General features: G+C 45.1%; 11 protein-coding genes. 2 read left to right on the top strand and 9 right to left on the bottom strand.

The features are described from left to right. Window positions 1-23: 23 nt before the first annotated feature. A complete protein-coding gene (locus R7Q39_RS01780) occupies window positions 24-2,774 on the top strand; it encodes a M16 family metallopeptidase (protein WP_318075699.1) in 2,751 nt (916 codons plus the stop codon). A gap of 88 nt (window positions 2,775-2,862) precedes the next feature. Here R7Q39_RS01780 and R7Q39_RS01775 read toward each other — a convergent pair whose 3' ends face one another. Both R7Q39_RS01775 and R7Q39_RS01770 read right to left on the bottom strand, forming a co-directional pair. Next, window positions 2,863-3,315, bottom strand: coding sequence for a polymer-forming cytoskeletal protein (locus R7Q39_RS01775; RefSeq protein ID WP_318075698.1), 453 nt, complete (start codon window positions 3,313-3,315; stop codon window positions 2,863-2,865). Next, window positions 3,219-4,172 (bottom strand): M23 family metallopeptidase, encoded by a 954-nt coding sequence (locus R7Q39_RS01770; protein WP_005374721.1) that lies wholly within the window; start codon window positions 4,170-4,172, stop codon window positions 3,219-3,221. Before R7Q39_RS01770 ends, R7Q39_RS01775 begins: the two co-directional genes overlap by 97 nt. Before the next feature lie 427 nt (window positions 4,173-4,599). On the opposite strand from R7Q39_RS01770, the gene R7Q39_RS01765 reads away from it, so the two are divergent. Further along, window positions 4,600-6,354, top strand: coding sequence for a hypothetical protein (locus R7Q39_RS01765; protein ID WP_206959510.1), 1,755 nt, complete (start codon window positions 4,600-4,602; stop codon window positions 6,352-6,354). Between the two features lie 80 nt (window positions 6,355-6,434). Here the strand turns inward: R7Q39_RS01765 and R7Q39_RS01760 are convergent, their stop codons facing one another. From R7Q39_RS01760 to R7Q39_RS01730, 7 genes are all read right to left on the bottom strand, one after another. Continuing rightward, window positions 6,435-7,079, bottom strand: coding sequence for an START domain-containing protein (locus R7Q39_RS01760; RefSeq protein WP_213891033.1), 645 nt, complete (start codon window positions 7,077-7,079; stop codon window positions 6,435-6,437). 77 nt (window positions 7,080-7,156) lie between these two features. Then, window positions 7,157-8,341: a multidrug effflux MFS transporter gene (locus tag R7Q39_RS01755; RefSeq protein WP_064376320.1), complete on the bottom strand. Its 1,185-nt coding sequence runs from the start codon at window positions 8,339-8,341 to the stop codon at window positions 7,157-7,159. Continuing rightward, complete coding sequence (locus R7Q39_RS01750; RefSeq protein WP_213891035.1) at window positions 8,338-8,982, bottom strand: recombinase family protein; 645 nt, start codon at window positions 8,980-8,982, stop codon at window positions 8,338-8,340. Before R7Q39_RS01750 ends, R7Q39_RS01755 begins: the two co-directional genes overlap by 4 nt. Window positions 8,983-9,128: 146 nt before the next feature. Continuing rightward, window positions 9,129-10,136, bottom strand: coding sequence for a LacI family DNA-binding transcriptional regulator (locus R7Q39_RS01745; RefSeq protein WP_017820101.1), 1,008 nt, complete (start codon window positions 10,134-10,136; stop codon window positions 9,129-9,131). A 217-nt stretch (window positions 10,137-10,353) separates the two neighbouring features. Then, window positions 10,354-12,087 (bottom strand): sodium:solute symporter family transporter, encoded by a 1,734-nt coding sequence (locus R7Q39_RS01740; RefSeq protein ID WP_318075697.1) that lies wholly within the window; start codon window positions 12,085-12,087, stop codon window positions 10,354-10,356. Then, window positions 12,080-13,075 carry an ester cyclase gene (locus R7Q39_RS01735; protein WP_318075696.1) on the bottom strand — a complete coding sequence of 332 codons (996 nt, stop codon included), beginning with the start codon at window positions 13,073-13,075 and terminating at the stop codon, window positions 12,080-12,082. Before R7Q39_RS01735 ends, R7Q39_RS01740 begins: the two co-directional genes overlap by 8 nt. A gap of 49 nt (window positions 13,076-13,124) precedes the next feature. Continuing rightward, window positions 13,125-14,099 carry an ester cyclase gene (locus R7Q39_RS01730; protein WP_054574863.1) on the bottom strand — a complete coding sequence of 325 codons (975 nt, stop codon included), beginning with the start codon at window positions 14,097-14,099 and terminating at the stop codon, window positions 13,125-13,127. Between the last annotated feature and the right edge of the window lie 264 nt (window positions 14,100-14,363).

Raw genomic sequence — 14,363 nt, 5'->3', positions numbered from 1 at the left:
AATCATTGTTATGGGCAATCGTTATGCGCAGTATATTGTTAGTCCCCGCGTTATTAGTGTCAGGGTGTGCTCTGATACAACAGTCGACGCCGATTCAACCTGACGCCAACTGGCACGTGGACCAGTTATCGAACGGTATGAAATACCATCTCTATCCAACAGAAGACCAAGAAGTCTCGGTCCGTTTGGTGATGAATATCGGCTCATTCCAAGAAACATCTTCTCAAAAGGGTTACGCTCACTTTGTTGAGCATATGGCGTTTAATGGTAGTGAGCATTTTACCGGTAACGACGTTGTCAAACTTTTTGAGCAATCTGGTGGTAGCTTTGGCGCTGATATCAACGCTTTTACCAGTTATCAGCAAACGTCTTACCAACTTGACCTTGCGAATAATACGAAGCTAGAAGATGCCCTGAAGTGGATGAGAGATATCGGTAACGGACTTGAGTTTGCTCCTGAGCAAGTAGAGAAAGAAAAAGGGGTGATTCTTGGGGAATGGCGACGTGCTAATCCAGATGATAAGTCCTTTTCTATGCATGCTTACCAAGCCTCGATTGAAGGCACTATGTATGGTGAGCATGACCCAATTGGTACTCGCGAAGCGATTCAAAACGCTTCCTCGAGTAAGTTAAAGGCGTTTTACGACAAGTGGTACCAGCCACAAAATGCCGAGTTGATTGTGACTGGTAATATCGACGTAGATTCACTGTCCAAGATTATCAAAAGCAAGTTCTCGAACTGGGAAAGTACCTCGGATACGGTAATAGAGAAGCGCCGTGATATTCGAGTGAACAACGAAAACAGAATCTTGCCAAGTAACACGATGGAATCACCAAGTCTTCATTTAGTGATTGAGCGTGGTCTAAGTGGCAGCGCGACGATTGAGCAACAACATGAAGTGTGGCGTGATGAAGTCGCAACACAACTCATTCAACAGCGTTTGATCCGTGTACTCAGTGATGCCGCTGAACCTTTTCAATACGCTTATGCAGAGCCCTATTACTCTAACTATCAGCGTATGATGTCGGCAGGGATTTCGTTTGCACCAGATCGCCGCGAACAAATGCACCAGACTTTCATTCGTACCTTGGCGTCGTTAAGAGATTATGGTGCGACTCAATCCGAGTTAGATAGCGTTATGTCAAATTGGCAAGGTGAACTTGCAAATATTGATTCAGATTGGAGTCAGCGTAAGCCAAACAGTTACGCAGAAGCACGTGTTTTTCAAATTGGACAAGACAGTGTCAGCCAATCAAAAGAGAATTATGCCCAGAGTTTGGCAGAATTCATCAACAACGAGAATTTAGAGAGCATTAACACACAATTGACGGCTTTGTTATCTCAGCAGCCAAGCTTTTTTATTGGTTTGGGGAAAAGCGAAACGTCAGAACAGTTCAATGGTGTATTTGCCGCTCTAAACAGTGCCTATCTTCAAACTGGCGAAAAACCGTTAGAGATGTATGACAAAGTGGATGGATTCTTAAAGCCTACCCAGGAAGGCAGCATCACGAGCATGCGTCAGGAAGCGGGTGGTTTTCAAGTCTATACGCTATCAAACGGTATCGAAGTGTGGTTCCAAAAAGATACTAAAGCGGGTGGTCGAGCGTATATTTACTATGCGAGCCAAGGTGGTAAAGCCGCTGTTGATCCGACGTTGTATGCCGCTTATGAAATCGCAGCAACAACGGCAATACGCAGTGGGTTAGGGACATTTTCTGGTTCAGAGCTAGATAGCTACTTACGCAAAAACAACATTGCGCTTGGCGCGATGCTTGATGCGACCAGTCACGGAGCTCAAATTACGGCGCCAAATACGCACCTAACTGATGCTTTGAATGGACTATACAACCTAGCGACGGAGATTAAAGTCGACGAGCGCCAGATGGAAGCAGCGAAGCAAGAGTTTAAACAGCAGAGCGGCGCTTTTTTTGAATCACCGATGGGAAAACTGATTCAAAAAGCAAACGGCAATTCTTATTTGCCGGGGAGTCGTCATCGTATAGTGTCCAGTGATGATGTTGAACAAGTGACTTCCGAGCAGGTACTAGCGGTGCATGAGCAACTTTTCAAAACCAATGATGGTTTTAAGATGGTTATTGTTGCAAACGTAGAGCCGGAAGAAATTACACCACTTTTGCGTAAGTATGTGGCCTCTATCGAAATGAAACCGAGTCGTTCGATTGATTATCACGTTGCGTTTAACCCGGAAGTGCCGGAGCGAACTGTGGTTGCGGATGGGCATGAACCTTCATCGTTGTATGTAATGCGTTTGACTAATACGAGCGATTACCAACGTACGGCAAGAGATACGGTTATCGAAGATATTTTGCAACGTATTAGTAATGCGCGTGTTTTGGATATTGTGCGAGAAGAGTCTAGCCTTGATTACAGCCCGAGCATTTACACCATGACACAAGATCGCGAACCCATCTCTGATTGGCTCTTGGAGTCTCAAGTTGAGCCCGAAGACGTGGCACTTTTAGAGAGTAAACTGGGCAAAGTGTTTGATGATTTAGCGTCAAATATTACCCAAAAAGAAGTGGATACGGCCGCGAAACAACTGGCAGTCGCGATGCAAGGATTGGATGACAACCCAGCACAGAGATCATGGGCATATACTCGTTATTTGGTGCATGATTACGGCGTCGATGTGTTGCTTGACGTTGAGAAAGTGGCTAAGAGTGTGACGTTAGATGAAGTGAAAGCGCATGCAAAATCAGCTTTTGGTCCACAAGCAAAACGCTCGGTGATGGTTTTAAATCCGGCCGAATAATCACGTAGTTTCTGACGAAAATCGTGGCAATAGTAATAAAAAAGACGGCGTGAAAGCCGTCTTTTTTAAGCACTTTAATCAAAGCGTTTTATGCTGATTTACGCGCAAGTCGCTTTTCATTGTTGGTGTTGTTTTCTTTTGTGTTCGCACTGTCTTGAGCCTTACCCTTGAGCGTTACCACTTCTTTTTCAGGTAATTCAGCTGCTTCACCAAAGAATTTACCACCAGGTTCAATGCTGAGGTTATTGCTCCAGATCCTACAGCTTACGCGTCCCTTGGCAAGTACTTGAATGTGTTCTGCGTGACAGTTTCCGTCCATCATGCCGTTAATGATCAGCTGTTTAGCGTAAATTTCACCGTTTACTCGCCCGCTTTCTGCGACAACGAGAGTGCCTTCCACGTTAATTTGACCATCGACGATGCCATCAATCTGGACATCGTTTTCTACTTTGAGTTCTCCGCTAAGAGAACAGCCTTTGGCGATGAGAGTTGAAGCTGCTGAGCTACTCGTTGTTCCACTGTTTTGATTAAAGATTCCCATCGTATTCTTCGCTCCTTAGTAAAAATGTCTTCGAAATCATTAAGGCTCCAATCGACAAATGGTTTCGGATTCAGTGCTCGCCCAACAAATCGCACCTCGTAATGCAGGTGAGGGCCAGAAGAGAGCCCACTGTTGCCGGAAATTGCAATCAGCTGCCCTTTTTTGACGAACTGACCACTTTTTACTTTGAACGCTTTCAAGTGCGAATAAGAACTCGAAAAACCGAAAGAATGTTGCAGCCTGAGGAAGTTACCAGAGCCTTTATTACTGCGGCGGGTGACTTCCACTACCCCATCGGCAGGGGCATAAATTTTGGTGCCGATATTTACGGCAAAATCGAGCCCACGATGCATCTTGGCAACTTTTGTCACCGGATGGATACGCTTACCAAATCCGGAAGATAGCCGTACGTTGCCGACTGGAGAGCCACTTGGTATTTGGTTTAATAACACCATGCGAACGTTTGAGGTTATCGCCGCTGCATCGAGCCTAGCATCCAAGTTATTTGTCGAGGTATGTTCTCCAACCCCAAGCACTTTCTCTAATTCACCCAAACGTTCCGAAACAAGTTGTACCCGTTCTTCACGTTCTGAAAGGTCATTTTCTAGCTCTGATTTAAGTGTTTTCAGTGTGCTGAGTTCTTCACCCATGGTGCGTGAATGCTCTGTCAATTCAGCTTGTTTTAACGCTGCATTATCAACGCGAGTGTACAAGTGATGAATTAAGATTACGGTCGCGGCCAGAGCAACAACAAAAAAAACGAAAAACGTTTTTATGTTGCGTTGCATCCTTTTACTGAAGTACCAATGTCTTGAGCCATTGATAGTTGATATAGAGATCGTCAACTGGTCTTTCATCGTCTTCTATTGCTCGTATTTGGTATACGTCTCGTCACTGAGTTAGTAGGAATGTAAGGAAAACGAGTAGGGACTGCCAGAGGCAAATTGGAAAGAAGTGTCAGGTCGTGAGGCGTTTTCAGATATTAGATAAAAGACTCAATAAAGATTTAATATACTGCTGATTTTGGTCGTAATTACTCCAAATCGCTTCATTTAACTGAATATTATGATTTTTAAGGCGGTTATCCGAGAAATTGGATTGTGAATATTGCCAATAGCATCCGCACGCAATTCAACTTACTTCACGGTTTGCCTTATAAATGTTGGATAATTTATCAAACCGACATTCATTACATCGATAACTTGTTTATGATAGCGGTTGATATAAAGCACTATTCATTGGCTTTAAACCTAAGCGTTACATTTCGTTTAGGAACACATAACTATGACAACGGAGTTGGTCGTGAAAAAACTACTATTGGCTACAGCAGTGGTCGCAGCTGCAGGGGGCGCTGGCTACCTGTACCAAAACAATACTACCGCAAGTGATGCAGGCTCACTGTTAACGCAAGTTCCTGCAGATTCACTTATGGTGACGTATCAGACAGAACCTTTTAACCATTATAAATACATGAACGCATTCGGTACGGCGAACCAAGGCTCGATTGCAGAACTTTTTGCCGATGAACCACTGTCTCCACAACAGCAGTTTGCAGTTAACTTATTCGATGGGTACCTAGAGAGTGCTGCGTCGCCAGAAACATTAAAAGCTTATTTGGGCACCGGGGAAAACATTAATCCTGTGTTGTACACAATTGGTATGGTACCGGTGTACAAAGTGGATATTGAAGACCCTGCCGCGTTATGGAAAACACTGGATCATGAAGAGCAGATGAGCGGCGCTAAGCATGAGTTGGTTAAGCTTGGTGAAGTCGAGTATCGTCGTTACGAGATGACTGATTCAATTGACCCGCAGGACGGTATTGGCTTGGTTGTAGCCGTGGTTGATAACGTGCTTACGTTAACGGTTGATGTTCCGCAACTGGGCGTTCAAAACCCGATTAAAATGGCATTAGGGCTTGAAGCACCAAGTCAAAATATTGTTGAGAGTGGACGTCTTGAGGCGTTGCAAGCCAAATACGGTGAAAACAACAACTCTTTTGGATACTTTGATCATCGCGAAGTGATTAAAGGTTTGACGACGAAAGATGGCAATATGTTTGCTCGTCAAATTAGCACGTTGGATGCAATAGATCCTGAACCAACTATTGAGGAAATGCGTTCACCAGCCTGCCATACTGAGCTTACTCAAGTTGCAGAAAACTGGCCTCAGTCCGTCGCGTTTGCAGAATACAAGATGAAAGGCGATCAGGCGTTCATTAAAGGTTCTTTTGTTGTTGAGTCCAACAATAAAGTGATTCTAGATGCGCTCAAGTCGATTCGTGGTGTATTGGCAGAGTCTAAAAGTGATAAGAGTTTCTTTAGTATGGCGCTTGGTTTAGACATCAATACGCTAGCGCCATCGATTGGTCAGATCTGGGCTGACTTGACCCAGCCTCAATACCAATGCTCTTTATTGACACAAATGCAGCAAGAGATGGGCGGCCAGAATCCAGCAGCCGCTGTAAGCATGGGGTCAGGCATGGTTAACGGCCTCAAAGGCTTAAGCCTACAAATGTTTGATATCAAAGTAGATACTAATGCTCAGCATGGTGAAGTATTTAGCCAGCTAGATGGTATGTTGTCTCTTTCTGCCAATGATCCAATGATGCTTATTCAAACTGCGCAAATGTTCGTTCCTGAACTTGCTCAATTGCAAATTCAACCGGATAACCAACCTGTTAATGTCAGTGACCTATTAGAAATGCATACTGGCATGAAGGTGGACGTGTTTGCTCGTCTAAACGAAAACCATTTCACCCTTTACAGTGGTGATAGTGCTGCGGAAGCAAGCAAAGAAGTGATGGCGCAATCACTTTCTCCAAATGGCTTGTTCAGCTTTGATTTTGATTCAGAGCGTATTTTGGAAGTGTTAGAGAGTGCGTCGTCAATCACTGGGGAGCCGGTTCCGGATGATGTTGTCAAAAGCTTACAAGGCGAGCTTGTTGGTGGTATGACGATGGACGTGACAGACCAAGGTATTGGTTTTGAGTTTGATTACCGTGGTGCAACTAAACCTGTAACGGTTGCACAACAGTAACACATTGAGTAGAAAAAGGCGGCATATGCCGCCTTTTGTTATTATGTACCGCATTAAAAAGCGAGTGGGAAGAGCGACGCTTACTCATCTATTTGAGGATGAGAGTATTGCTGATATTCAGGTAACTCTTTTCTTAAGTTACCAAATGTCGCCCATGCACTTTCTTTTGAAAGTTTGTTGATCAGCCAGTTTGGCAATAGACCTCCGGGATCAGCAAACGCCTTGTATTCCACGAGTGTTGTATCGTTTGTGAGTTTTTGTAACTCCCAAGTCGCATCAACCGAGCGAATTCGAACATAACCATTTTGTTCAGCAAGATATGAGTCAGGTGCGCTTTTGATTTCTATGATGAATCCCAGCTCATCGACCCAGTACTTTGAGTAGGTGACCATATCCCGATTTTTGGCAGGCCATGGTGCTTTAAACTGGGTGTAAACGATGTTCTCGGTGGCCGATATCTGATTTAAAACCCGGCTATGACTGGCATTGTCAATCCAGTTCGGGATATTGTCACTGTCTTCCAGTAGCGTTAAAAATGCACCATAGCTGGTGGGTGTGAACATCCGGGCACGGATCTCAACTAAACCGTCACTATGTTCTCGGGAGTAAATTGTGATTCCATTCTTGTCACTCTCGAACTGCCAGTTCTCGTTGGCGCTCGCATCAGTACCATCGGATATCAATGTGGCGAGTGTTAAGGCGCCCATTCTTAAATGCAACATCATGTTAGTATCCGCCAACTTTTCCTAAATTTAAGTTTATACGATTTGTTGTAGCTATAAGGACAATAGTATGTTTTTTGTTATTGTTCTGAAGGTTGCTCTGCACTGAAGCCACGTTGAATGTTGGTGAAGGTAAGCGATGCAAATATTACGATAACGATCGCTAGATGCCATGCTTGACTCAATCCAAGCTGCACCAGAGTTAAGCTGACCAATGAGGAGACGACCATTTGTCCACCACCAGACATTGCCGCTGCGGCACCTGCTTGCTTTTTATAAGGTTGCATTACCATCGCTTGTGCACAAGGTAGGGCAATACCATTACCCAAGATCATTAATAGCTGTCCTAGCATCAGAAATAGAGGCTCAACAGGGCAGAAAAATAACCATATTGCGGCAGCGAGGTGAAGAAATGGGGTGCAAAGCAGCATTTTTTTATTGCCAATAATTGGCCTTACTCGGTTACAAATCGTGGTACCACATAACATACCCAAAGCGGGAATGAGCGCCCACATCGCGTATTGAGCGGAGGTCATGCCAATTTGATCTTGCATGATAAATGGCATCACAGAGACTGTCGTAATCATTAAGCTGAAGTTTAACCAACTGATACTGGCGAAACTCATAAAGTAACGAGACGTAAGTAAGCTCTTGTATTGGAGTAACATTTTTCGGGGTGACGGAATGACAGAACGTTTTGTGATGGTTTCTGTGAACTTAAAGGCGATGATTACCCAGGCCAGCGAGACATAGCCCAATAGAGAAATAAACACCATACTCCAACCGAAGTGGAAGTTGATAAAGCCGCCAATCACAGGTGCAATAAGTGGCGTGATTGAAGCCGCCATGGCGATGTAAGACATTGCCACTGGGAGTTCATCCCCGCTAAATCTATCTCGAGTCGACGCCCTCGCGAGTACCGCGCAGCATCCTGTACCTAACCCTTGTAAAAAGCGCCCCATCACCATCCCTGTAAATGTGTCACTGAAGAAAATAATCATCAGCAGACCAGACATCGCGATGAGTAAACCGGTAAGTAATACTCTTTTTCGTCCTAAAGCATCTGACACTGGCCCGTAGATAAATTGAGAGGGGCCAAAGCCGAGCAAATAAATACTCACAAGTAGTTGAGCTTGGTCGAGGGAGATGGAAAAGTCTTTTGCTATCCATGGCAAAGAGGGCATGACTAGCCCCATGCTCAACTGGCCAACGCTAATAATAAGACAGGCGAGTAGTATAGTATGAAAGTTGATTGGGCGACTCATGACTGGTCTCCATTCAAACAACCTTTTTGGCGTCGTGATCTTAAGCCGCCTTCGTCATCCACTTCCTTTAGCTTTGCTTTGACCCGCTTCACAGTCGATAGACTGACTTCGCATTGCTCTGCCACGTTTTGCAATGTGTAGCCTTCTAGCAGTAACGTTGCGATCTGTTGGTGTTTGGTTTTGTTTGCGGGGCGGCCGCGAAACTTCTGTTTCCATAATTCTGGCTGCTCTTTAATGGCCTGTCGCCCTTGCTCTGCGGCAAACAGGCGATGTTCAGTCTGCACTTTCCCATATCCAGATAACACTGTGAGTAGTGTTTGAGTTTGAACAGAATCTGGCTCAAAAGTTATTGATTCACATACGGTTTTCAATGTTACCCCTTTATCGAGTAGCATTTTTATTGTGTTCAATGCTTGACTAAAGTCGCGACCAAATGCGGTCAGCCACCAGAGCACAATCGTATCCCCAGCTCTGACGGAATCGAGCAGTCGTAAGAATGCCTCTCTCTCGGTTGGAGGCATGCAACCACGAACCTTATCCTCAAAGTGCTGAGCTTCGGGCGCAAAAGCTTTTAGAGTATTAAGGTGCTCTTGGTAAGCTCGATTTTTTGGCGAATAACGAGTGTAAAGATACGTGGTCATAAGGATTATGAGCCTTTTTTTGTTTGGTTCATATAGTGTAATAGCTCATAAATATACATGGGTTCATTAATGCTTACAACACTAAATGAGCCGTTTGGGAGTCACAGGCAAATAAAAAAGCCAACCGAATGGCTGGCTATAGCTATTTAAGCTTTTGTTGTCTGGCGCTCGATTAACTTCACTGGCACCATCATTTTTACTAGGCTGCCGTTTTTCGTATTAATTTGATCAACAATGATCTTCACGCACTCGCGAGCGAGGCGACGGAAATCCTGGCGGAACGTGGTTAATTGATAGCTTAACCATTCTGTCTGAGGAATATTATCAAAACCAATGACTTGTAAGTCCTGAGGAATCCTCAACCCGCATTCTATACGGGCGATATCCATGACCGCCATCGCAAGGTTATCGGTTGCACAGAACACTGCTTCAGGCCGATTTTTGTCTGCCAGTATGGCACGGACTTTATCAAGTGAGCTCGCGTAGTCATAGCTGGCTTCAATGATGCGTGGCGTCTTGCCGGTTAGGTCTTCAAATTCAGAGCAGAAGCCGCTTTGGCGTTCGTCATTCGTAAAGGTTGGCACTTCTCCCGTCAAATAAACCGCGTTCTTCACGCCACTTTTGTGCAGAAGTTGCGCGGCTTGTTGGCCTGCTTCGTAGTTGTCACTGATAACGTAGCTACTCCTAGTACCTTCAACAACTCGTGCGTATTGAACAATTGGGATATTAAACTCTTCACATTCTTCATAAAGGGACTTATTGAAGGTTGCGGAAGCAGCAATGACACCATCGACGCGATACTGGAAGATATTTGGGATTGAGTGGCCCTCTTCTTCATCCACTTGCCATGGAATCAATACGGCAGAATAACCTTTTTTCTGTAACTCACTGGAAATTAACTGCAGTGTTTTCATATGGATAGGGTAATCCGCATCAGGAAACACCAAACCTATCAATTTCGATTCGTTTGTGGTCAGGCTACGTGCAAAGGCGTTAGGGCGGTAGTTAAGGGCTTTAGCCGCTTCAAAGACTTTTTGCTTGGTCTTTTCGGATACTGAGCTACCCGGAACAAACACGCGCGATACAGTAGATTGAGAGACGCCTGCCATCTTTGCCACATCTTTTGATGTGACTACGTGTTTAATTGATTTCATGAATAAAACTTAGTTGCCAGTGTTTGAGGTCATAAGACTAGCATAAATAGGTACGTATTCATAAATGTTCTGACGGGGTATCCTAAGTAGAATAATGGCTTTGGAGTGTTAAAAAGCAAAATGTGGGTTAACCCATTCGATTTGCTTTGAGCTAGCACTAGATCTAGAGCGTAGATACTGTCCGTTTGTTGGACGTACAGTATCTACGTAAAGAACATTAATTTGCTTGTTTGACTGCAACTTTACGTTTCGGGGAGAGGAGTGAATACCCCATGTATCCGATGCAAGCGGTAGCGACAAGAATAGAGCAGCCACGCATAAAGTTAATCAGCATAGGAGCGTTGTCGGTAAACGCGTTGATCTCCCAAAGCATCACGATCGAGAATACAAACATCACTAGTAAGCCATAACATGGAGCATCGATTTTGCCGGGAACGACATACCAACCATCTTCCTTGATTGGTTTATTTAGACGAGCATATTCCGCTTGCTGGCCTTTCACTGTGTAAAGATGCATTTCATCTTGTTTACCCGTCAGGAGAAGGCTAGCAATGTAAGCGACAACGGCATTCACAAGGACGCCAATCACGCAATACCAAGGCCACGCAATATCGGTCGCAACGGCTACATACCAGATCACCAAGAAGCTAGCAGCAACGCCAATTAACAAGCCTTTTTCCGTAATGTGTTTTGAGTAGAAACCAAGGACGAACATACAGAAGCTCGCACCGACAAAGTAAGAGCCTGCCTTACTCAGCACTTCCAGTACCGAGCCTGTGCTGGTGGCAAACATGATCGCTGGAATGATGACCAAAATCGCCCACGCCACCGTGAAGAAACGCGATACCTTTAAGTAATGCTCTTCCGACTCGTTTTGCTTGTAGAAGCGTTTGTAAAAGTCAGCCACAGAAACGGTCGCCATTGAGTTAAATGCGGAATCGAGACTCGACATACTTGCCGCCAGAATCGCAGCGGCAATGATGCCCATCAAGCCTGGCATTCCATATTCACTCGCATAATGAAGAATGATGGTGTTGCCGTTTTCAAACTCTTTACCGTCGTAATAAGCGTTGAACAGGACGCCAAGCAAGATAAAGACAAAGTAAATAAAGAAGGCCACGTAGCCCATCATCAACATTGCCTTTTTCGCATCGCCCATGTTTTTCGCGGCCATACAACGTTGTACCATCATCTGGTTACCGCCATACACGGTGGTGTGGAACATCGTCATTGCGATAACGCCGGCCCATACAGTCGTTACTTGGCTTAGGTCAAAACTTGTTTGTAGGGCATCGGTCATTCCTTTCGCTTTGAGTTCTGCCATGACCTCCGTCATTGGAGCAGGCATGCCATTCCAAACGGCTTCAATGATGATGAATGCGCCAATAAATAAGATTACTGCTTGAATCACATCGGTCCAAATGACAGCCGCGATACCGCCCATTACGGTGTAGATAAGGGCAATTGCAGTGACGATCATGATGCAGTACATCACGTCGATACCAGTAATGAACTCTAAAATCATTGCTGTCGCGTAGAGTACGGCTGCCGAGCTCAATGCTTGTTTGATAAGGAAGATAAAAGACAAAGTCAGTCGTGAAGCCTTACCGAAGCGTCGTTCTTGATACTCGTAGATGGAGGTTAAACCGTTGTTGTAGAAAAACGGCATAAACACAGCCACGATGAAGAAGATCACCAGCGGATAATTGAGGTGAATCGCGATAACCGACAGGCCTTCTTTGTAAGACCAAGCTGGCCCGCCAAGGAAAGACATGGCACTCACGTAAGTACAAACGACAGAAATACCGATCGCCCACCAAGGGATGCTCTTATCACCCAAAGCGAATTGGCTAGCTGAAGTGACTCGCTTACCAATCACCGCACCCAGTACTAGCGTTAGGGCGATGTATCCCCCAAGGATGCTCCAGTTAAGTGCGCCAAACTCATGCATAATTAGGTCCTTCTAACTGTTCTTTCATTTGTGCAAACACGTCATAGCCAAGTTGCAGCAGGATATGAACGATGTCGATCGCCACCCAGTTTTCCTTCAGTAAATCGCCTTCGCGTCGCCAAATGTCCATAACGCGAAGTTCGATGTGTTTTCCGGTTGGGGCAAGACCGAGCCAGCCACTGTGACCAGTGTGAGTACCATGCATATGTGGCCAACCACCTGTGGATACGTAGTCATTTTTGGCCAAAAAATTGACCTCAATATCGACACTTCGATCTGGGAACGCAAACACAAATGGCGCTTGATGCTGGTTACGGAAACCTTTGATACCGCGCGTAGTACCAATACCTGCAGGGCCGTACCACATGAAGTCATTGTGCCAGTAGTTTTCTAAATCCATCGAGAAAAGATCTTTGCCATCAAAACGACCCAAGCAAGACAGCATATCTTCAACCAGCTGGGCGCTCTTTTCACTTTCTTCCAAAGACACAACAGATTGTTGAATACCGTTAGAAGTTGCAGGAGAAGGAACCAAGCCATCGTGACCTAAGCTTTTACGAAGAGGGTTGCAGCCTGCTTGATTCATCGCGTCGATGAAGTCTGGGATCATGTAAGATTCGGTGATTTGGTCGTTCTCCACACACACCATTTCGGTGTAACGCAAGTAGAGTGTTTTCCCTGTTGCTGGGATGCCAAACAGTGGTTGTTCAAATGTACCGATAAAGTAGCCGGTAGAGTTGTACCAAGTGCGGCCTTCGTATTCGCCGTGCATAACAATTATTGGTCGGCGCTCGGCGTCAGGCAAAGCATTAACAAGTGGTGAGAGGAAAGATTCGTGGGTTGCATCTGGGCCATTAAGATCGTTCACAGGGTGCGCCACGCACCATTTTACGTCAGGGTTCAAAGTTTGCAGAGCGGCCTGTTTTTGCTCGATGTCTGCGGCTTTGAAGTAGTTCTGGTAGAACTGTTCGATGATGTTGAGTGACATGTTGCTTCCTTACTGTCTGTGATTTTAATAAATAGTGTTTAGTCAGCCGTTAGCCTTGCTGAAGCAGGATTTGCTTCCAGATTGCGGTCTCGTCAAACAAAGTGAATTCGCGACGAAGACCCCAAGGGCCAAACTCAGCGTGGCTGATCCCCATGATGTAAACCTCTTTTCCTGAAGGCTTACCAAACATCCCATATCCCTCATGCTTACCGTGCAAAGACCATCGAATTGCCGCGCGTGGTGACATCATGTCGTCATCCCGGCCAATACGATGGTGAACGGTAAATTGAGCATTTGGGAAAGACGCACGAAGTGCCATCCAAAAATGATCGACTTCCGAGTGTGATAGGGCATTTTGACCGCCAGTGTATTCGCCGATGCAAGCGCGGTCGTACTCTTTCGGTACTATAGAGAACTCGGCATTCATAAGGCTTCTGAGAATTGCTTCATAGCGCTGACCATATTCGTTGTCGTTGCCTACGCCCAAATAAGGTCCAGGAATGTCGACTTCAGGTGTGAACGGAAATGGGCTTGATTCCACGCCACCTTCAAATTCGATTTGTTGGCGTGCAAACTCTTCTGACGTCATGCCCAGTTGTTTCGCGATATCGGCTTGATCGCGAACCAACCATTCGTCATTGATTTGGTTATTGATAGCATGGCAATCTGCGATAATACGGAAACGAAGCTTGCGGTTCGAAGCTTGCCCATAGAAGCCGTTGCCACTGTGTGTTGCAGTAGAGATGATTCGATGAGAAGAAAGCATGCCTTGTTCCGGGGTGCCTGACCAAATGACGTCTTCGCCATATAGCGTGCGATCGGGAAACTCGGCCAGTGTCGCCATTGTTGCACTGATCACCCCTTCGTTTCCTTGAACGATGGAGAGTGGAGTGCGCACAACAATGTCGGGAGAGTAGTAGTGTTCTAAGGTGTTTAAACCTCGGTCTTCCCAAATCTCTTTTGTGATACCAAGAATGTAGTCGGGAAAGTCACGCCACTTTTCATCGAAGCCAACCATGGCCATAAATCACCTCCGTAATTGAATAATTATGTTTGAATTATGTTTTGATTACGTATTCAAAATATATCATGTTGCCATTTTGTCAACGGATTGTTTTTCGATTGTTTAAATAGCGTGCTGATGATCAGGTTTTTAACAATTGAGCAGAAAACAAACTAAAAAAGCACAGGCGAGATGGAAGCTATCTCTTATCGAGACGTGTTAATAAGAAAGGAGGTCAAAGTTTTTTGTATGAATTCCCTAATATCTTATTGTTTTTTAATCGCT

Origin of the sequence: Vibrio sp. 947, assembly GCF_033339115.1 — a bacterium.
Taxonomy (GTDB): Bacteria; Pseudomonadota; Gammaproteobacteria; order Enterobacterales; family Vibrionaceae; genus Vibrio; species Vibrio alginolyticus.
Note: the sequence above shows the minus strand (reverse complement) of the source record. Positions and strands in the feature narration are given on the sequence as shown.

Bases quoted from the DNA above. Each gene is read 5' to 3' on its own strand.
- R7Q39_RS01755 (WP_064376320.1), bottom strand. From the start codon at position 8,341: ATGAGTCGCCCAATCAACTTTCATACTATACTACTCGCCTGTCTTATT.
- R7Q39_RS01765 (WP_206959510.1), top strand. From the start codon at position 4,600: ATGACAACGGAGTTGGTCGTGAAAAAACTACTATTGGCTACAGCAGTG.
- R7Q39_RS01780 (WP_318075699.1), top strand. From the start codon at position 24: ATGCGCAGTATATTGTTAGTCCCCGCGTTATTAGTGTCAGGGTGTGCT.
- R7Q39_RS01760 (WP_213891033.1), bottom strand. From the start codon at position 7,079: ATGATGTTGCATTTAAGAATGGGCGCCTTAACACTCGCCACATTGATA.
- R7Q39_RS01740 (WP_318075697.1), bottom strand. From the start codon at position 12,087: ATGCATGAGTTTGGCGCACTTAACTGGAGCATCCTTGGGGGATACATC.
- R7Q39_RS01730 (WP_054574863.1), bottom strand. From the start codon at position 14,099: ATGGCCATGGTTGGCTTCGATGAAAAGTGGCGTGACTTTCCCGACTAC.
- R7Q39_RS01745 (WP_017820101.1), bottom strand. From the start codon at position 10,136: ATGAAATCAATTAAACACGTAGTCACATCAAAAGATGTGGCAAAGATG.
- R7Q39_RS01735 (WP_318075696.1), bottom strand. From the start codon at position 13,075: ATGTCACTCAACATCATCGAACAGTTCTACCAGAACTACTTCAAAGCC.
- R7Q39_RS01750 (WP_213891035.1), bottom strand. From the start codon at position 8,982: ATGACCACGTATCTTTACACTCGTTATTCGCCAAAAAATCGAGCTTAC.
- R7Q39_RS01775 (WP_318075698.1), bottom strand. From the start codon at position 3,315: ATGGGAATCTTTAATCAAAACAGTGGAACAACGAGTAGCTCAGCAGCT.
- R7Q39_RS01770 (WP_005374721.1), bottom strand. From the start codon at position 4,172: ATGAAAGACCAGTTGACGATCTCTATATCAACTATCAATGGCTCAAGA.